The organism is Tardiphaga sp. vice304 (assembly GCF_007018905.1).
In the GTDB taxonomy this organism is placed as follows: Bacteria; Pseudomonadota; Alphaproteobacteria; order Rhizobiales; family Xanthobacteraceae; genus Tardiphaga.
Genome location: NZ_CP041402.1, coordinates 1,622,735 through 1,640,999 on the forward strand (window position 1 = coordinate 1,622,735; position 18,265 = coordinate 1,640,999).

The following is an 18,265-nucleotide window of genomic DNA, read 5'->3' on the forward strand; positions in this document are numbered from 1 at the left end:
GGAGCGGCGGATGCCGCTACCCCGACCGCGTCTGTTGTCACGGAGAATTCAATGCCCTTCCGCAAGCTCTTGATCGCCAATCGCGGCGAGATTGCTATTCGCATCGCGCGCGCCGCCGCCGATGCGGGCCTCGCGACTGTCGCGATCTATCCGGCCGATGATGCGATGTCACTGCATGTGCGCATCGCCGATGAGTCCAGGGAAGTTCCCGGGCGCGGTGCGCGGGCCTATCTCGATATTGAAGGCGTCGTCGAAGCGGCGAAGGCGATGGGCTGCGACGCGCTGCATCCCGGCTATGGATTTCTCAGTGAGAACGCCGAACTCGCGAGTCGTTGCGGCGAGGAGGGGATCACCTTTGTTGGCCCGTCGCCTTCAGCACTGCGACTGTTTGGCGACAAGGTCGCGGCTAAAGACCTCGCCATGCGCTGCGGTGTGCCGATCATCGCGGGCACCACGGGCCCCTCGACGCTGGAGGAGGTCAAGGCCTTCTTTGCCTCGCTTGGCAGCAAGGGCGCGGTCATGATCAAGGCGATGGCCGGCGGCGGCGGCCGCGGCATGCGGATGGTCGAGAATGCGGCGGATCTCGACGACGCCTATGCGCGCTGCCAGTCGGAGGCGAAGGCGGCGTTCGGCAGCGACGGCGTCTACGTCGAGCGCCTGATCCGCGATGCGCGGCACATCGAGGTGCAGATCATCGGCGATCGTCACGGCCACATCAGTCATCTTTGGGAGCGCGAATGCAGCGTGCAGCGCCGCCACCAGAAGCTGGTAGAGGTGGCGCCGAGCCCGTCGCTTTCCGACGCGCTGCGTGGCCGAATTCTGGATGCCGCCAAGAAATTGGCCGCGGAAGCGAGTTACGACAGCCTCGGCACGTTCGAGTTTCTGGTCGATAACGAAGCAGGCGACGGCGATGGCGCCTTCGCCTTTATCGAGGCCAATCCGCGGCTGCAGGTCGAGCATACGGTGACCGAGGAAGTGCTGTCGATCGATCTGGTGCGTTCGCAACTTGCGGTGGCCGATGGCGCCACGCTGGCATCGCTTGGCCTAGATCAGGCCGCGGTGCCGAGCCCGCGCGGCTTCGCCATGCAATTGCGCATCAACATGGAGACGATGGACGCGACCGGTGCGACGCAGCCCACCGGCGGCACGCTCGCCGTATTCGAACCGCCGTCGGGTCCCGGCGTGCGCGTCGATACGTTCGGTTACGCCGGCTACAAAACGAGTGCGGCTTTCGACTCGCTGCTGGCCAAGGTCATTGTTCATACGCCCTCCGTGTGGGCAGACGTCGTCGCCAAGGGCGCGCGCACGCTGCGCGAGTTCCGCATCGAGGGGGTTGCAACGAATATCTCGTTCATCCAGGCGATCCTGGGTAATGCCGATTTCAAGGCCAACCAGATCAGCACCAGCTTCATCGATCGCAACGTGGCGGCTTTGGTCGGCGCTGCTCAAGCCACCGGCACGCCGTTGTTCGCCGCGATAAGTGCCCCCGCGCTGGTCACTGCGTCTGCGGACGTTGTGCGCGCGGCACCCGAGGGCGCTGTGGCGGTAGCTGCGCCGTTGCAGGGCACGATCGTGTCAATCCCCGTTGCCGAAGGCGACGTGGTGCGTCCCGGTCAGCAAGTGGCAATTATCGAATCGATGAAGATGGAGCATCTGGTCACCGCGCAGCAGGGCGGGCGCGTGGTGCTGATCGCCGCCGCCGATGGCGACACGCTGATGCAGGGCAACGCCATTCTCTACATCGAGCCGCAGGACGTTGCTGGCGACCTGGCGGCCGAGGAGGCTGAGGTCGACCTCGATCATATCCGGCCGGACCTCGCCGAGATGTTGGCCCGCCAGGCTCATACCTATGACGAGAACCGTCCGCAATCGGTCGAGCGCCGCCGCAAGACCAACCAGCGCACCGCGCGCGAGAACATCGCACAACTCGTCGACGAAGGCTCCTTCATGGAGTATGGCAGCCTCGCGATCGCCGGCCAGCGCCGCCGACGGGCGGTCGACGATCTCATCAAGAACACGCCGGCCGACGGCCTGGTCTCTGGCGTCGCCACGGTCAACGCCGCGCAATTCGGCGAGCACGACGCGCGCTGCATGGTGATCTCCTATGACTACACCGTGCTGGCCGGCACTCAGGGCCACATGAATCATAAGAAGATCGACCGCATGCTGTCTCTGGTCGAGCAATGGCGGCTGCCGCTGGTGTTCTACGCCGAAGGTGGCGGCGGCCGTCCCGGCGACACAGACCGGCTCGGCCTGACCGGCCTTGACGGTCCGTCCTTCGTGCAATTCGCGAAACTCTCCGGACTGGTCCCGGTGATCGGCGTGGTCTCCGGCTATTGCTTCGCCGGCAACGCCGCGATGCTCGGTTGCTGCGACGTGATCATCGCCACGAAGAACGCGTCGATCGGCTTGGGCGGGCCAGCCATGATCGAGGGCGGCGGCCTCGGCGTCTATCATCCGGCTGAGGTTGGGCCGGTGTCGTTCCAGTCGCCCAACGGTGTTGTCGATATTCTCGTCGAGGACGAGGAGGAGGCAACGGAAGTTGCCAAGAAATACCTGTCGTATTTCCAGGGGCCGGTTGCCGACTGGCGCGCGCCCGATCAAAGGCTGCTGCGGCGCGCGATCCCGGAAAACCGGCTGAGAGTTTATGATATGCGCGCGGTGATCGACCTGATTGCCGACGAAGGCTCCGTGCTCGAGATCCGTCGCGAGTTCGGCATTGGCATGGTGACCGCCTTCATCCGGATCGAAGGCAAGCCGTTCGGTTTGATCGCGAACAACCCCAAGCATCTCGGCGGCGCCATCGACGCCAATGCCGGCGACAAGGCGGCGCGCTTCCTGCAGCTTTGCGACGCCTTCGACATTCCGATCGTTTCGCTGTGCGATACGCCAGGTTTCATGGTGGGGCCCGAAGCCGAAAAGACCGCGATCGTGCGTCACGTCGCGCGCATGTTCGTGACCGGCGCCAGCATCACGGTGCCGTTGTTCGGCATCGTGCTACGCAAGGGCTACGGCCTCGGCGCACAGTCGATGATCGGCGGCGGCTTCCATGCCTCGTTCTTCACTGCGGCGTGGCCGACCGGCGAGTTCGGCGGCATGGGGCTGGAAGGCTACGTCCGGCTCGGTTTCCGCAAGGAAATGGAGGCGATTGCCGATCCGGTCGAGCGCGAGGCCTATTACAAGAAGAAGGTCGCCGAGCTCTATGCCAGCGGAAAGGCGACGTCGATCGCGTCGGTCTTCGAAATCGACAACGTCATCGATCCCGCCGAGACGCGACGCTGGGTGATGGCCGGCCTGCGTTCCGTACCGAAGCCGCCGGAGCGAGTGGGCCGCAAACGGCCCAACATCGATACCTGGTAAGACACACGCTTGATCGACCCTGACGGAGTAACCGTGATGACATCAGACGCATTCGAAACGGAAATCGAAGACACGGCGGACGCGTTGATTGGTCCGTGGCGTCGGCCGCGCCAGATGCTCAACGCGCAAGTCTACGATTCCCATGCATCGATCCATGACGATGCGACGGCGCAGAAGCTTGGCTTCAAGGGCGGCACCATCGAGGGGCCGACGCATTTCAGCCAGTTCGCGCCGCTGTGCGAGCGGGTGTGGGGGCGGCAATGGTTCGAGACCGGCTGCATTTCGGCGCACTACCGAAGCGTCGTATATGAGGGCGAGGCGGTTCAGGCTACCGTCGAGAAGCCGACGAGCGGCAAGCAGTATGGCGCGATCCGGATGCTGAAGCGCGACGGCACCGAGGTGTTGCGCGGTAGCGTCTCTGTCGGGCTGGATGCGCCGCCGTCGGCGCTCGATATCCGGCTGACGGAGCTGAAGCCGCTGACCGACGCTGTCATCCTGCGCGACGTCACGGTGGGCATGACCACCGCGCCGCAGGTGGTGCGAATGGATGTCGATCAGCACATGGGAGATTTATATCCGTTCTCGCTGTCCGAGAAGCTGAAGGTCATCACCGAGCCGTCGTCCTATTACGCAACCCATCGAGCAAACGTGTAGCCGAAGCGTATCCGGTCAGACAGAAACGTAGTCAAAGAAAAATCCGCCAAAAAGGCGGGTTTCTCGTTCACCGTCGGTAGTTGTTCAACTTTTAGGGGCGACCGGCTTGAAAGCCTCTTTGTAAAGGTCGCCAATCTTGGTCGCTTCGGAGACAAAATTTTCGTATGCGGACTTGGTATATTCACTAGTCGCTTCCATAAAAGTCTGCGGGGACTTCAAGGTCGCGAGCTTTTCAAAGTAGGTCTTGCCTGCTTCCATAGAAGACTTTGCATAATCGGAATGTGCTGTAGCGATGGCCGCGAAATTCTTTTGGACGCTAGTAAAATCCGTCATTGGAAATCCCATTCTAGTATTGCCAGAGCCATCTCCGTGCAACTGAAACTTGTTCTGGCACATGCTTACGCCTTAAGCAAAAGAAATTGTGCGACGCAACATAAAGCGGTACTTCTGGGACTTGCAGTTTCACATCGACCGTCGCGGAACTAGGTGGTGGACTCATAAGCTCTGAGCCAAAGCCTGGTCGATGCGATGAGAACAGCGGCGAGGAAGTTTCTGGCGAGTTTGTCGAAGCGGGTGGCAATGCGTCTGAAGTGTTTGAGTTTGCAGAAGAACCGCTCGATCAGATTGCGTTGCCATAGAGCCCGGGATCGACCGAACGCTGAACCTTGCGGTCGCGCTGGGTCGGAATGTGGGGCTCTCCGCCGTGCTGGTGCACCATCTCGACGATGGTCTTGGCGTCGTAGCCGCGGTCGGCGACGAGAGCCTTGGCAGGTGGCAGCCCGTCGAGCAGCGAAGGGGGCTAACTTTCGCCTGATCGTGTCCGGCCCGATCGGCGTCAAGGAGATCGACCCGCTGATCCAGAATCTCCAGATCGACAAGGAAATCTTGGCCGATCAGGATGAAGGCCCGGACGATGACGACGGCGCGAACGCCACAGCGATCAAGCCGCCTCAGTACTAAATGAAAGAGGCCGCCCACTGAGGCGGCCTCTCAGTGGCAATTCGTTATTTACTTGGACATTCCCATTTCCATGGCTTTATTCATGTGCGTTTTGCAAGCAGCCATGTCCTTCTTGCCCATCATGTCCTTCGCCATGGTCATCTCCTTCATAGCCATGGTCTTCTTTTCGCCGGACGGCATCTTGTCCATGTCGGCGCTGGCCTTCGTCATGTTCGCATCAGTGCAATCCATCATTTGCGCCGAGGCTGGCGCAATCGAAAACAAAGCCGACACCGCAACAACTCCAAGTATTGCTTTAAACATTACTTCTCTCCAATGCCGAGGAATCTCGACACCGGCATAATGTTTCTATTCATGTCCGGTTCCGTACAATAATTCTGCTGTTATCCGCTCTGCCGCGGAGGTTTGAAACTAAGCGTGACGACGCTGACTGGATGGGCCATTTCAAACTAGGCCACTGCCAAAATCAAAATAGGCCACTGAGGGCCGAACTAGGCCAGTACCCAAAATCCTTGGTTACTGGTCGGCCCATGTGGTCCGGAAACGGTCAGCTAAGCCTGAAAAGGGCCGCGTCATCCTTCGGGGTGGCGCGGCTTTTTTCGTTTCATGCGGCCTCGGGCATCTTTAGCAAACGCCATTTCGGGCCAGTGATCCCTATGCAAATTGATGCTTCGTCTCCTACGAGGCGCAGCCTCAGATAAACGTTGTGCTTCAAGTGCCGGCTTCAGTTGAAGTGATGATCGCCCGCGAAATTTAGGCAATGGAAACCCTGCGGAGCCACTATGCGTCTTGCCGATATGGGTCTGTCGTGAGCTGCACCCGGTTCCGAAGACACCAAGTTAAGTGTTTTATGGAGCTGGAGGTGTGTGATGGAGAGACGGAAGTTTACGCGAGAGTACAAGCTTGAGGCGGTCAAGCTGATCAAGGATCGGGGCGTGTCCTACGCCCAGGCTGCCGAAGACCTCGGCGTTCATCCGACGCAGCTGCGTGAATGGGTCAAGAAGTTCGCCGACGACCCACAATATGTGTTTCCCGGCCAAGGTCAAATGAAGCCGGAGCAGCAGGAGATTACGCGTCTCAGGCGCGAGGTTGCCAAACTGAAGGCTGAACGCGACATCCCAAAAAAAGCCGGGCGGATTCAATCGGTCGTCGCAACAGGGCCATGGTTAGCGGATTGGAGGTTCCGGTCAAGCGCCTCCGCGGGTGTCTTCCAGCCGAACGTCTTGCGCGGTCTAGTGTTGAGGGTCTCGGCAACAGCAGCAAGCGTGTCGGTGCCGTGCACGCTGAGATCGGTCCCCTTGGGAAAATACTGCCGCAGCAATCCGTTGTTACTTTCGTTCGTTCCTCGCTGCCACGGACTTTGCGGATCACAGAGTAGACCTGCACGCCAGCATCGATTTTCAATCGGGCGTGCTGTGCCATCTCGGCTCCCTAATCCCAGGTCAGCGAGCGACGGAGTTGTTCGGGCAAAGTTACGACGGTACGAGCGATCGCGTCGCGAACGGCCTCCGCGCCATGACTGTCATTCGGCCTGCAATATTGGCTCTGACGCAATTTTGGTGCAGGCGGATCATGGAGCGCCGATTAGTCGGGCTTGGAGCAAGTCGAGCTTGGCGCGTCCATACATCTGACGCTTAACGAGCTTGAGTTTTGTTATTTGCCCTTCGGTCTGCCCGTTGGACCATGCCGATGTTATTGCAGCGCTGACCGCGGACTTGTCCCTGGTGACGCCGTTGGCGAACGACGCGACCAGGCTGCCGGTTGCACGCTCTAGCCAGGGTTGAAGGTCTGCGTGAGACTTCTTGCGGATCTTCGCATGGAACGCCGTGATGATTTCACGCGCTTCGACCAGCTGAGGAACACCGGACTCTACCGCCGCGACAGTCACGGTCTCCGCTTTTGATAGCGTATCGCGGCCGGTGGTCATCAGCCGAGCGACGGTTCTGGCCGACGGCAGTCGGTGCAGCGCCTGGTCATCGACCGTTTCTGCGCGCCGGCGACGTGTCGCCCATTCTGCAACGACCCGCAGTGAGCCTCTGAACCCTCGCGTCTTGAGGCGGCGCCACAGCTCGGCACCATTGTGATGACCGGCAAGCCATTGCGCATCGAGCCATTGCAGATGACGTTCGAGGGAGCTCTCTCGAATACGAAACACGTCGGATCGTTGCCCCCGCAGAATCCGACGGACGAGCCCTCGGCTATGTCCGCTGAGCCGTAAGCGTCGTCCTCAGGCCACGGCTCTGAGGTCTTGCTCTATGTAGGCCCACGGCAATAGCGCTTCGATATCGCGGTTGGGGTGACCGTTGGCGATCATGCTGAGGACGTCGGTTAGATAGCTAAGCGGATCGATGTCGTTGAGTTTGCAGGTCTCAATCAGGGAGGCGATGGTTGCCCAGTGCTCGGCACCACCGTCGGAGCCCGCGAACAAGGCGTTTTTCCGATTCAGCGTGATCGGGCGGATGGAACGCTCGACGGCGTTATTGTCGAGCTCGATGCGGCCGTCGTCGAGGAAGCGGGTCAGGCCCTCCCAGCGCGACAGCGCATAGCGGATTGCTTCGGCGAGCTTGCCCTTCTGGCTGACCAGCCCGAGTTTTGCGCGCAGCCATGGCTCCAATGCGTCGATCAGCGGGCGGCTCTTCTGCTGCCGCACAATCTGACGCTCCACGGCACTGCGGCCGCGGATGTCGTTCTCGATCGCGTACAGCGCGGCGATGCGCTGTAGCGCTTCGCTGGCGATCGGCGCAGGTCCGGGGGTGGCCAGCTTGTAGAAGTTACGCCGCACATGGACCCAGCAGAATGCCAGTTGCACGTCGCCGCGCTCGGCCAGCCGGCGGTAGCCGGCATAGCCATCGACCTGCAAGATGCCCTTGAAGCTGTCGAGATGGGCGATCGGCCGCTCGGCTTGCGGTCTGGGGCGTAGACATAGGCCACGCCCGGCGGATCGGATCCGTTCCATGGCCGATCGTCGGCGGCATAGGCCCACAATTATCCGGTCTTGGTGCGACCGCGGCCAGGATCCAGCACCGGCAACGTGGTCTCGTCGGCAAACAGTTTGGGCCGCGCTTTGAGCTTGTCGAGCAGGCGTTGGTGCAGCGGACGCAGATGCCAGGCGGCATGGCCCACCCAGTCTGCCAGCGTGGATCGGTCGAGGTTGGCGCTCTGTCGAGCGTAAATCTGCGCCTGCCGATAGAGCGACAGATGGTCGGCATATTTGGAGACGAGCACCTGGGCGATGGTGGCTTCGGTTGGCAGCCCGCCTCGATCAGCCGCGCCGGCGCCGCGGCCTGTAAGACGCCATCTTCGCATTGGCGACAAGCGTATTTCGGCCGGATCGTGACCAGCACCCGGAACTGCGCCGGCACGATATCCAGCCGCTCGCTCTTGTCCTCCCCGATCCGGTGCAACGCGCCTTGGCAGCAGCGGCAGGTCTTGTCGTCGATGTCGATGGTGGTCTCAATCCGCGGCAGATGCGCCGGCAGCGCGCCGCGATTGGCCCGTCGCTTCGCAGCTCCCGCCTGTCGTGCGGCCGGTGCCGCCTGCTCAGCTTCTGCTGCGTCATGCGCCGCCGCCTGCTCAACCTCTTCCAGACCGAGCAGCATCTGCTCCTCGGGCAGCGTCTCCGCCCGGCGGCCGAACTGGTGGCGTTGCAGGTCCCTGATGATCTGGCGCAGCCGATCGTTCTGCGCCCGCTCGGCGAGCAGCATCGCTTTCAGCGTCTCGGAATCATCGGGCAATGCGTCGCGCGGCATGATCAAATCAGATCATATTTACCGACATTTTGCGACACGTCCGACGCGACTGATTCAATTCGTCGCAGTGCCAGCTATCAACCCGGCTGTGCCGGCGTCACCGTCTCGCGCGCCGTGTGAACACGCCGCCAATCTAGCCCTTCGAGCAGCGCCGACAATTGCGCGGCCGATAAATGGATCACGCCGTCTTCCATCTTTGGCCAGCGGAAGATGCCATCCTCCAGCCGCTTGGAGAACAGGCACAGACCCGTGCCGTCCCAATACACCAGCTTGATCCGATCCGCGCGCTTGGCGCGGAACACGTAGACCGCGCCAGAGAACGGATCCGCCGCCATGCTCTCGCGCACCAGTGCCGCCAGCCCATCGGCGCTCTTGCGGAAGTCTACAGGTCTGGTCGCGACCATGACGCGGACCGCGCCGGTCGGGCCGATCACGCGCCGGCTTTCAGCGCCCGCAATACCGCGGCGATGGTGTCCGACGGAGGGCCCGCGCCGATGCGTACCGTCACGCCGTCGATCGCAACCTCGATCGTTCCGGCGGACGGTTCATCCCGATGCTGTCGCCGCGTCTTGCGCTGCAGGTGTCCAGCCGTGCCGGACGGTGCCGCATCGATGACCGCAGGGACGAACTGCAGTTTGTCATCCCTGGAAACGACCGCTCGAGCTTCTTTGACCTGCCGGCGCCAGCCAAACAATTGCTGCGGCGACAATCCGTGCCGGCGTGCCACCGCGGAAACCGTGTCGCCGCTGGCCTCGACCTCCGCGACGACTCGCGCCTACTCCTCGTCACTCCATGTCCGACGGCGTCCCGCACCGGAGAACACCTCCAGCCGGCGAACCGGCTTGGTGATAGCACTATCCACTGTGTCCATTCTAAGCCTAGCGGTTGCAAAGAACTGAAACGTCGCAGATCTGTCAACGCCGGAGAGATTTTACAGCGGCTGGCCGGAGTAAAAGTGCAGCACGGACGCAAGCAAGAAGGCCCCCGATCGGGGGCCTTCTTGCTTTTCGCGTTTTATTCCTGAGGGGCCGCGTCCGCCGGCGGTTCTGACCGCGCTCGGCGTGACCGGCGCCTGGAGTCGGCGAGCCTGAAGCTGTCGCCGTTCATTTCGAGGATATGGACGTGATGCGTGAGGCGGTCGAGGAGCGCGCCGGTGAGCCGCTCGGAGCCGAACACGGATGTCCACTCGTCGAACGGCAGATTGCTCGTGACCAACGTGCTGCCTCGCTCGTAGCGCTGGCTGAAGACCTCGAACAGCAGCTCGACCCCGGTCACAGAGAGTGGTACATAGCCGAGTTCGTCGATGATCAGCAGCTTGTAGCCGGCGAGCTGACGCTGAAGACGCAGTAGCCGTTTTTCGTCGCGCGCTTCGAGCAGTTCGTGGACCAGAGCCGACGCCGTGATGAAGCCAACCGATAGACCCTTCTGGCAGGCCGCCAAGCCGAGCCCGAGCGCGATGTGGCTCTTGCCCGTGCCGCTGTTGCCGACAGCAATGATGTTTTCGCGCCGCTCGACGTAGTATCTCCCGCGCGGCTCCGATCTGTCGCTGCTGTCAACGCCGGAGAGATTTTGCAGCGGCTGGCCGGAGTAAAAGTGCAGCACGGACGCAAGCAAGAAGGCCCCCGATCGGGGGCCTTCTTGCTTGTCGCGTTTCATTCCTGAGGGGCCGCGCCCGCCAAGCCAAAGGTCGCAGTCAATACGAGGGTAACGTCAACTTGCCGGCATTTATTTCGGCAAAGATCTTAAAACCCTTTATTCCTAATGAGTTGTACGTGACGTCGAGCCAGATCGAGTTTCGGACAATGAAAAGCGGGAAAGCTTTTGGTTACCCGGCGGAATTGCTACCAAAAATCGGCGGCGTTTTCATCGACGCGGATGAAGCTGGCAAGCTTACAGCCATGCAAAAGAAAATTGCGGCCAAAGCCCGCGTCTTTAAGCCCTGCTTAGGTCGTGATTTGCACGCCGCGAGGCCGCAGTATCTTCGTGTTTCCGTGAAACACGCTTGGCACAATCCACGGACCTAGGTTGGCAAATATGTCACGAGCGGTAAACTGCGCAGGCGCAATTCTGGCGGCGCTCGCGGAGGCCCAATCAAACTTGATTGGCAGAGCGGTTGTTCTAACCGATGGAAAGGCGGGAACGGTCGGGAGCGTGAATCTCGATGAGGATCACGGTCTTCGAATCACCATTGCTGGGCACGATGGGAATTGGCCAGTTTCGACTATTAAGATGACGGCGGCTTGATCATCCCGCCGTAATCTTGAGCGACGATCGACTGATAGGACGCGGCATCTCCGACCGGCGAGGCACGTCACGATGATCAATTGATGATATGCGCCGATATCAGCGCCTGCTTGAACATCGCATTCAGCGCGGCGGTGATATCGTCCGGGGTGTTGGCTGTGAAGAAGAAGCCCGGCGACGCGCATTGCGTCAACGCACCGGGGATAGAGGGGATGATGGCGTTGACGTAATAGTCTTCGTTATTGCCAAAGCTGGTCGGATTCTGGATCGGCTGGTACGGGATATAGAGCACCGAGATCGTGATGCCGCGGTTCTTCATCGCCGTGCAAAGATTCTTGTCCACCACAGTGGCGTGATTGTCGCCAGACCAGTTGCCGCCCCACTGAATCTGGTTGTTCTGCGCGCCGTCCGTGATCAGAAAGACGAAGGGCAGCGTGTCGGTCGCGGTCGAACCCGTACCGACGCTGGTGATGAGCGTGTTCATTCGCGGAAATGCGTTCTCGAAATGCGTGCCGCCGGAGCCGAGCGTGGCATTCTGTCCGGTGTCTAGCAGGCTCGCCAGATTGGCCGCGGCGTAGTTGATCGTGGATGTGTTGCTGGACGATCCCGAAATGGCGCTCGTCAGCCCGAAATAGGCGTACAGATTTTGGATGTAGGGATACAGTCCGATCCGGAACTGGTTCGCCACCTTCGCCGTGGTGTTGGCGGTGATGAGCAGCTGCTGCACGGCATAACCGACTGCGTCCGCGCGCAGCTGAATGCAGGCGGACGTGCCCGGTGTCGAGCATGCCGTGACCGGAGTGTTGAAGGATTTTCCGGCCGTGCGCGAGAGCGAAAATCCCATGCACTTGCCGCCGGTGGAATATTTCTGGTCGGAATCCGCACAGGCGTTGGCGCCGGTGAAATGACAGGCGAAGGTGCAGCCATTCGGATAGGATTTGTAATTATCCGGATTAATGGCGGCGAGCCGGGTCTGTTCGGCGTCGGTTGATGGCAAACCCATCGATCCCGACACGTCGAGCATCAGATAGAAATCGAGAAAGGTCGGCAGCGATGCCTCCGAACTTGACGACCCCGAAACGGTCATGGTGCGCCAGCCGGCAATCGCCATGAAGGTGGTCGCCACCTTGGCGGTGAACTGGACCGAAGCCCTTACGAATTTGCCGTCCTTGATCACGGTGATGGTGGGCGTCAGGTTGGTAACGCCGGCGATCGTCGATGTCCGACCCCCGAAGAATTTAGTGGCGTCGTCGCCGCCGGCGCTGACCGTGCCGTCGGTCATCATCGCCTGCGCGGCGAGGAAACCCGGGGACTTCGCGGAAACCGCGGCGACGCCGGCCGCGTCCGCGGCGCTCTGCAGCGCCGAGCGCACGCTGGCAGCGCGGCTGTAATCCACCGCGCATCCGATGGCGATGATTAACGGAACGACCGTGATGCCGAAGAGCAGCGCGATGCTGCCACGCTGATCCCGGCGAAAGCGGCCGATCAATCCAAGCCAGTCTGTCATCTCAACTTACGCCCTTGCTGGTCGCAAATCACCATGACGCCTCCCGCCGGGTGTCCGCACGACGCAGCACGTTCTGGCTGCGTCGTAAGGAGAGAAGTACCACGGAGAGGTTAGAAGAAACCTAATTGAATGCAGAAAGCTACCTGTGCGGGGGGTATGGTATCAAATTGCCGGATGGATAGCAGTAGCCCTCGCGGATCGAGTCTGTTATCTAACGCCGGGACGCCCGCTGGACGCTGCGCGCTCTTGGGCAATGCTTGAAGCCAGCAAGTCTTGTTCAGCTGTCCAAAGCTGACGTCAGACTTTCAACGCACTGTCGAAGCTTGATAAGGGCTAAATCTGTAGGCTCATCTTCGATCGTTGAGTTGCCTAAAGCGCAGCAATAAAAAAGGCCCGCCGAAGCGGGCCTTTTGTATATTAGCGCGGGCCGTACAGTTCACGCTCTTTACGAACCTCGTCCGCACCATAGGGCTTGCTTGCCGGATCGTACCCGGTCCAGCCGCTCTTCTGCCAAGCCGTGCTCCGATCGCGCAGGTTAACTGACGACTGGTTTAGGATGGTGTCAAACCGACTCAGCTCGGCATCCGGCACCTTAGCTGACACCAGGGTGCCCCCTCGGCGGACGCCTTCCGCATATAGCGGCGCCTCATCTTTCGGTACTCCGGCCTCGGTCAATGCGCCGACTACGCCACCCGTTAACGCACCCGCGGCTGCGCCGACGGCGGTTGCAGCAAGCCAGCCAGCGGCGACGACAGGGCCGAGACCTGGAATTGCTAGAAGACCGAGGCCCGCCAGCAACCCGGCTGCGCCACCGAGACCTGCACCGACACCTGCTCCGGTACCAGCGGCTTCAGCACGGTCATCGACCCCGTCGCCGTCACGATCTTTTTTGCCGCCATACCAATTGTCTGAATTATTGGCGACAATGCTTATTTCTGAATGTGGTACGCCAGCGGCCTCAAGGCCTGTAACTGCCTGTTGGGCTGCGGCATAAGTATCATAGAGTCGCGAGATGGTTACGGTCATCATAATCTCCTGATTATTTGGCAGCGTTTACGTTGCCCTGAAAGTCCACGCTAATGGAGCTTGCCGAGCCGGCTTTGTTTGCTTTGCCCCGCCAGACGCCATTGTCGTCTTTCTTAAGGTCGGTGACGTCTGAGTAGCCGGCCTTCTCGATCGCGCTTTTCGCCTGTCCTTCGGTGAAGGAATTCCGACCCGCTACGGGCGCGTCAGAATTTTTTTGATCGCTATTGATGGGGTTATTGCCTGGCCCATCTTTCGCGGTCGGTGCCTGAGCAAATGCTACGCCAGAAGCTAAGACCGCTATTACGGTCATCGACATAAAACGTTTCATATGTTTCCTCACGAGTTAGTGTTGGGCGCTTTCAACTCGCGCAGAGCTGGACGGTTCCCTTGGAACTTAGCCGAGCCGGAGTGTACGGTCGCGGGGAGGTCAACGTCGCGGCCGCCCAGCGGGATAGCGGCGGTTATAATGCACTCCACTGATCGAATTCCGCGGTCTTGATGGCCGTCAATCCAATCATGACCATCTTGCCGTCGCGGTCGATGACCTATTCGATATCGACCGTTCAAATCCAAAGTCAACGTGGCGCCCGCGATCTGCGCCCATCGAAGGCTGAAAGGATGGGGTGCTCTCCATCGCCGCATCGCACGCAGCAATTGCCGCTCTGCAAACGGCAGCCGCGGAGGGGCCGGTCGTAACGTGACCTTCCCCTCGAATCACTTGGTGCCGCCAGTAGCGCGCTTGGAGACGACCCGCTTCCGATTGGTCCGCTGTGCACAACTTCCGGATCTGTGGACATCTGACATTCGACGCAGATACCGTCACAGTCTAAACGGGATCGCGCAGGTCGGTCGAAAACGGAGCGGGAGTGTGTCGCTGCAAGTGGCGATTGTGAAGGTACTGGCAAGCTATCCCGACGGCCGCGCCACGGTCGCCTCGATAAACTGTGACCTTGCGATTCTCGCCGGTGCTGGACCGGGTTGGACCGAGAGGCTTAAGCGGCTCGCGGCGCGCGTCCCGGATCTCGATATTTTCGGTCAAGGCATGGTCACGCGTGACGACGCTGGGTGGCAGCTAACCGACGCCGGCCGAGACGTTCTGCACGTGATGGAAGCGCCGGTTCCGGATATGCAATGCGCAGCGGTGCCTAGGTTGGGGATCGTCCCGGAAGCAGAACGGCCGCTTTCACCACTCAGGATCGTCCGCCTGAAAGATCGAAGTCGACGGCGCCGTCGGCCGGTGGCTTTGATTCAAACAGCTTGAACCTGCACCACGTCGCAGCGCCGCACGGGCGTGACCATTGACGAAACGCGAGCCTGCACCGATGGTGTCTTACGTAACTGAAATTCACAAGGATGGCGGGCGGCGGGGCATCACGACTCACGCCGGGCCTTTGGAAAAAGCCAAGGTGGAGGCCGCTGAGGCACTCAGGCAACACCGGGCCGAGTTCGTCCTAGTGATCGACCTCGACAACTTCGCCGAGGTTTAGTCCTTCCATCGTGATACTTCAGGACTGAGCTGCACCCGGTTCCGAAGACACCAAGTTAGGTGTTTGGACTGCCCCTATATCCGTAGACAAGCCCGGCCTATCCTTTGAGCATAGGAGGCAGCTTGTGAGTACACAGAGATTTACCCCGGAATTCAAGGAAGAAGCCGTCAAGCAGGTCATCGACCGAGGCTATGGCGTGCCAGAAGTCGCGGCCCGTCTGGGCGTTTCAGCGCACAGTCTTTACAAATGGGTGAAGGCCGTTTCCTCCGACAAATCCGAGCAGCACTCGAAAGAGCTGCTCGAAGCCAAGAGCGAGATCTTACGCCTCCGCGCGCAGGTACGGCGGGTGGAGGAGGAGCGCGATCTGCTAAAAAAAGCCGCGCGGTACTTTGCCAGGGAGCCAGAGTGAAGTACCGCTTCATGATCGAGCATCGGCATGATTACGCGATGACGCTGATGTGCCGGGTGCTTCGTGTCGCCCGTGCCGGTTTCTATGCGTGGCTGCAAGAGTCTGTTTGCGATCACGCAAAGGAAGATACGCGATTGCTCGTCCTGATCCGTGCATCGTACCTGGCCAGCCGCGGGGTCTATGGCGCACGGCGGGTGTTCGGCGATTTGCGGGAAGCTGGCGAAAGCTGCGGTCTTCATCGTGTCGAGCGCCTCATGCGCAAACACAAGATCAAGGCCGTACGTGGCTATAAATCGCCACGCGCGATCGTTGGTCGCCCGTCAATCATTGCGCCCAATCATCTGCAGCGCGCGTTCACCGTAGATGCGCCCAACACGGCCTGGGTGACCGACATCACCTATATCCGAACATGGCAGGGCCGGCTGTACCTGGCAGTGGTGGTTGACTTGTTTGCTCGCAGGGTCGTGGGCTGGTCGATGAGTGCCAGTCTCTCGCGAGAACTGGCCCTGGACGCGCTGCTCATGGCCGTATGGCGCAGGAAGCCTGACAGACGGGTCATCGTGCATTCCGACCAGGGCAGTCAGTTTGGCAGTGATGACTTCCGTCGATTTTGTCAGGCGCATAACCTCGAGCCAAGTATGAGCAGGCGAGGCAATTGCTGGGACAATGCTGTAGCGGAGTCCTTCTTCAGCAGTTTAAAAAAGGAACGTGTCCGCAAACGCGTCTACAAAACCCGAGATCTGGCCCGAGCCGACATCTTCGATTACATTGAGGTGTTCTACAACCGAACCCGCCGTCACAGCCATCTGGGCGGCGTCAGTCCCGAGGCGTTCGAAAGCGCCGCGGCATGAGGCTGGGATTTTGTCCACGAGACCGGCAGCAGTCCACTCAACGCCGCCTCTCGCGAGATACGCCTCTTGCATCTTTAGAACGGCACCTTGTGAACTTCGTCTCCGTCCTCGTCGATTACAACGACGTTGCGGGCGTCCTTGCTCGCCTGAATAAGTGCGAGCTGGTGGGCAATGAGTTCGGCCTGCTTCTTGGCTTGTTCTTCGTTTCTTAGCTCCACCCCTATAAGGTCGTCGAGCTTCGTGCCGTCTACGATAGGGAAGTGGAATCTGGGCATATGTCCTCCGCGCGGTGCAATGCCTGGACCTGAGGGATGTTCCTAATCCGACCGTTTCTTGTCCGCCGCGACACGAAGCTGACCGGCTTCCTTCATCGCTTTTGAACGGGCAGGGCCGTGTGGAAGCTGACGCGCCGCCTCAAGGGCATCATGTGCCTTGGCATCAAGCTCCCAATATTCGCTCATCTCGGCGCCCGGAGAGAAGTCTCCACCCACTGTGCCGACACGGAATCCGATTGCCCAAGACTGACCGATTCAGTCTTCATCGTGTAGCAGCGTCCGCATTCATAAACGTGGCTCTCAAAACCCCTGACGCCGGGATCTACCCGCTGGAACTCCATGCGCCCCTGGCAACGTGGACATCTCGGTGTCTCGGTCATTTCGGCCCCGATTTAAAGAGACTGAACCCCGGGTTCCTCCAAGAGTTCTATCACGGAACCGAAAGTTCCGCCTTGCCTTATGTTAACCATTTATTCTTATCAGGGCAAAACAAGGTTTGCCATGGGACTCGATTATATCCGCTGGAAATTGAACACATGCGGCTGCAAATTCGCCGCCAGCGCTCTGACATCCTTCGCCTTCAGCGGGCGGGTATCGACATCACGTCGGCCGAGGCCCTGCTGTCCCGGATGCAGGACAAGGTGGACGGGCTTTGCGCCGAGCGGGAACGTCTTGTGGGGGAGCAACGCCTCCGGCTCGGGAAGATTGTGAAGGGGACTCCAGCCCGGAGCAGGGCGTGATGGACAACCTGCGGCGTTTTCCGCCCTGGACTATGGAGGAGTGTGACCACGGCTTCACCGTCCGTGACGGCTCTGGATTGTTCTTGCTGACGGTCCCGCATCGCGAAGACTTGCACGTCCGGGGCTACCAATACGCCCAACAGTTTCTCTCACGGGACGAGTCGCGGAGGATTGCAAAAGCGATATCGCGGCTTCCTGATCTTCTCAGGCGTCCGCCGTACTGATTGCGATTTAGTAACCTTAGAAAAGCACCCGTCTGACCGGGAGGGGGCCACAATCAGACGGGCCAAGAGAAGCCTCGGGAGGAGCTAAGGCTTCGCGCGACAACCTGAGCGATCGCACGAAGTTCCAGCGACTGGAACTATATTAACCGGCAGAGTCGGCCACCCGGCGGACAGTCTTCCAGGTTCCTTCTACGCTCTGCCAGAGCGCGTTGACATTCATCGCCGTGCTTTTGCCGACACCAGATCTTGCTGGGCGTTCAGGACGTCCACCGTCGTGCGCTGGCCGCCGCCGCCCTCGCGTTGCACGCCAGCCAGGGCGACGCCAGCGGCGCGAACTTCGGATTCGGCAGCGCTGACTGCGGCCTTGGCGCCTTCGTTGGAGACCCAGGCCGCGGTGGCGGCTGTGCGAGCCTGGTTGCGAACCATATCAAGTACCAGCCGGCTTTGCGTGGTGAGTTCCTTGCCCTGCTGAGGCTGCGCTGCGGCCAGTCCGCCGTCATAGACTGAGGCGGTGACCGCCGCCACGACCGAACCCTGGTTCCAAGCGTGGCGGGAACGGCTGAACATGGTTCGGGCCACACACTTAGCCGTCAAATCGGGCAAGTTGCAGTTCGAACAAGCCCCATTCGCAGGAAAATAGATGCCGAATTTTCGTTTCCAGCTGGTCGATGCGACCACCGTCGCCGACCAAGGCGAACAGCCTTTCGAACAGGACAAGCAGGCTGTGGCCGCTGCGGCCGGCATGGCGCGCATGACCTGATTGTCGCCCGTCCCGAGCT

The 18,265-nt window shown here is 60.5% G+C and carries 17 protein-coding genes and 8 pseudogenes; 10 read left to right on the plus strand and 15 right to left on the minus strand.

The genetic code is table 11. From position 1 onward, the window contains the following. Positions 1-51: 51 nt before the first annotated feature. On the plus strand, positions 52-3,360 hold the full coding sequence (locus FNL56_RS07640; RefSeq protein WP_143577668.1) for a carboxyl transferase domain-containing protein: 3,309 nt from the start codon (positions 52-54) through the stop codon (positions 3,358-3,360). A 36-nt stretch (positions 3,361-3,396) separates the two neighbouring features. Continuing rightward, positions 3,397-3,990, plus strand: a pseudogene (locus FNL56_RS07645) (hypothetical protein); the annotation flags it as partial. Positions 3,991-4,098: 108 nt separating this feature from the next. Here the strand turns inward: FNL56_RS07645 and FNL56_RS07650 are convergent. After that, a complete protein-coding gene (locus FNL56_RS07650; protein ID WP_168202874.1) occupies positions 4,099-4,347 on the minus strand; it encodes a phasin family protein in 249 nt (82 codons plus the stop codon). A gap of 149 nt (positions 4,348-4,496) precedes the next feature. Then, positions 4,497-4,654, minus strand: a pseudogene (locus FNL56_RS28255) (IS5/IS1182 family transposase); the annotation flags it as partial. Between the two features lie 131 nt (positions 4,655-4,785). Between FNL56_RS28255 and FNL56_RS28260 the strand changes: the two are divergent. Next, positions 4,786-4,974, plus strand: a complete 189-nt coding sequence (locus FNL56_RS28260) for a hypothetical protein (protein ID WP_168204624.1) — start codon at positions 4,786-4,788, stop codon at positions 4,972-4,974. A 48-nt stretch (positions 4,975-5,022) separates the two neighbouring features. On the opposite strand, the gene FNL56_RS07660 is transcribed toward FNL56_RS28260, so the two are convergent. Next, positions 5,023-5,277 carry a hypothetical protein gene (locus FNL56_RS07660; RefSeq protein ID WP_143572262.1) on the minus strand — a complete coding sequence of 85 codons (255 nt, stop codon included), beginning with the start codon at positions 5,275-5,277 and terminating at the stop codon, positions 5,023-5,025. Positions 5,278-5,843: 566 nt separating this feature from the next. Here FNL56_RS07660 and FNL56_RS07665 point away from each other — a divergent pair. Further along, positions 5,844-6,101: pseudogene (locus tag FNL56_RS07665) on the plus strand (transposase); the annotation flags it as partial. A gap of 11 nt (positions 6,102-6,112) precedes the next feature. Here FNL56_RS07665 and FNL56_RS07670 read toward each other — a convergent pair. The 6 genes and pseudogenes from FNL56_RS07670 to FNL56_RS07695 form a co-directional block, all read right to left on the minus strand. Continuing rightward, positions 6,113-6,492: pseudogene (locus tag FNL56_RS07670) on the minus strand (IS30 family transposase); the annotation flags it as partial. A 52-nt stretch (positions 6,493-6,544) separates the two neighbouring features. Beyond that, a pseudogene (locus FNL56_RS07675) lies at positions 6,545-7,201 on the minus strand (transposase); the annotation flags it as partial. Then, positions 7,202-8,723 (minus strand): annotated as a pseudogene (gene tnpC / locus FNL56_RS07680) (IS66 family transposase). Positions 8,724-8,800: 77 nt separating this feature from the next. Next, on the minus strand, positions 8,801-9,157 hold the full coding sequence (gene tnpB, locus FNL56_RS07685; protein WP_143572263.1) for an IS66 family insertion sequence element accessory protein TnpB: 357 nt from the start codon (positions 9,155-9,157) through the stop codon (positions 8,801-8,803). After that, positions 9,154-9,486 (minus strand): annotated as a pseudogene (locus FNL56_RS07690) (transposase); the annotation flags it as partial. The pseudogene FNL56_RS07690 and the gene tnpB, both read right to left, overlap by 4 nt. Before the next feature lie 251 nt (positions 9,487-9,737). Beyond that, positions 9,738-10,379, minus strand: a complete 642-nt coding sequence (locus FNL56_RS07695; protein WP_143578838.1) for an ATP-binding protein — start codon at positions 10,377-10,379, stop codon at positions 9,738-9,740. 59 nt (positions 10,380-10,438) lie between these two features. Between FNL56_RS07695 and FNL56_RS07700 the strand changes: the two genes are divergently transcribed. Together FNL56_RS07700 and FNL56_RS28270 are read left to right on the plus strand one after the other, a co-directional pair. Beyond that, positions 10,439-10,747 carry a hypothetical protein gene (locus FNL56_RS07700; RefSeq protein ID WP_143572265.1) on the plus strand — a complete coding sequence of 103 codons (309 nt, stop codon included), beginning with the start codon at positions 10,439-10,441 and terminating at the stop codon, positions 10,745-10,747. 10 nt (positions 10,748-10,757) lie between these two features. Continuing rightward, positions 10,758-10,967 (plus strand): PRC-barrel domain containing protein, encoded by a 210-nt coding sequence (locus FNL56_RS28270; protein ID WP_143582534.1) that lies wholly within the window; start codon positions 10,758-10,760, stop codon positions 10,965-10,967. Between the two features lie 76 nt (positions 10,968-11,043). On the opposite strand, the gene FNL56_RS07710 is transcribed toward FNL56_RS28270, so the two are convergent. From FNL56_RS07710 to FNL56_RS07720, 3 genes are all read right to left on the minus strand, one after another. Continuing rightward, positions 11,044-12,474, minus strand: a complete 1,431-nt coding sequence (locus FNL56_RS07710) for a TadE/TadG family type IV pilus assembly protein (protein ID WP_143572267.1) — start codon at positions 12,472-12,474, stop codon at positions 11,044-11,046. Positions 12,475-12,891: 417 nt separating this feature from the next. Next, entirely contained in the window at positions 12,892-13,500 is a 609-nt protein-coding gene (locus FNL56_RS07715; protein WP_143581910.1) for a general stress protein, read from the minus strand. Positions 13,501-13,513: 13 nt separating this feature from the next. Beyond that, positions 13,514-13,828 carry a PepSY domain-containing protein gene (locus FNL56_RS07720; protein WP_143572271.1) on the minus strand — a complete coding sequence of 105 codons (315 nt, stop codon included), beginning with the start codon at positions 13,826-13,828 and terminating at the stop codon, positions 13,514-13,516. A gap of 540 nt (positions 13,829-14,368) precedes the next feature. On the opposite strand from FNL56_RS07720, the gene FNL56_RS07725 reads away from it, so the two are divergent. From FNL56_RS07725 to FNL56_RS07740, 3 genes are all read left to right on the plus strand, one after another. Then, complete coding sequence (locus tag FNL56_RS07725) at positions 14,369-14,761, plus strand: hypothetical protein (RefSeq protein ID WP_143572272.1); 393 nt, start codon at positions 14,369-14,371, stop codon at positions 14,759-14,761. Positions 14,762-14,798: 37 nt separating this feature from the next. Then, positions 14,799-14,987 carry a hypothetical protein gene (locus tag FNL56_RS07730; RefSeq protein WP_143572273.1) on the plus strand — a complete coding sequence of 63 codons (189 nt, stop codon included), beginning with the start codon at positions 14,799-14,801 and terminating at the stop codon, positions 14,985-14,987. 124 nt (positions 14,988-15,111) lie between these two features. Next, positions 15,112-16,247 (plus strand): IS3 family transposase gene (locus FNL56_RS07740; protein ID WP_210245486.1). Its coding sequence is split into 2 segments (ribosomal slippage): positions 15,112-15,364 and positions 15,364-16,247, totalling 1,137 coding nucleotides; the frame shifts between segments, so codons are not numbered across the junction. Positions 16,248-16,321: 74 nt separating this feature from the next. Here FNL56_RS07740 and FNL56_RS07745 read toward each other — a convergent pair. Both FNL56_RS07745 and FNL56_RS27625 read right to left on the minus strand, forming a co-directional pair. After that, a complete protein-coding gene (locus tag FNL56_RS07745) occupies positions 16,322-16,522 on the minus strand; it encodes a DUF6894 family protein (protein WP_143572275.1) in 201 nt (66 codons plus the stop codon). Between the two features lie 42 nt (positions 16,523-16,564). After that, complete coding sequence (locus tag FNL56_RS27625) at positions 16,565-16,708, minus strand: hypothetical protein (protein WP_168202878.1); 144 nt, start codon at positions 16,706-16,708, stop codon at positions 16,565-16,567. 350 nt (positions 16,709-17,058) lie between these two features. Here FNL56_RS27625 and FNL56_RS07750 point away from each other — a divergent pair, with 350 nt between their 5' ends. Beyond that, positions 17,059-17,262, plus strand: a complete 204-nt coding sequence (locus tag FNL56_RS07750; RefSeq protein WP_143572276.1) for a hypothetical protein — start codon at positions 17,059-17,061, stop codon at positions 17,260-17,262. A 446-nt stretch (positions 17,263-17,708) separates the two neighbouring features. On the opposite strand, the pseudogene FNL56_RS28275 reads toward FNL56_RS07750, so the two are convergent. After that, positions 17,709-18,032, minus strand: a pseudogene (locus FNL56_RS28275) (TolC family protein); the annotation flags it as partial. Positions 18,033-18,265: the final 233 nt, after the last annotated feature.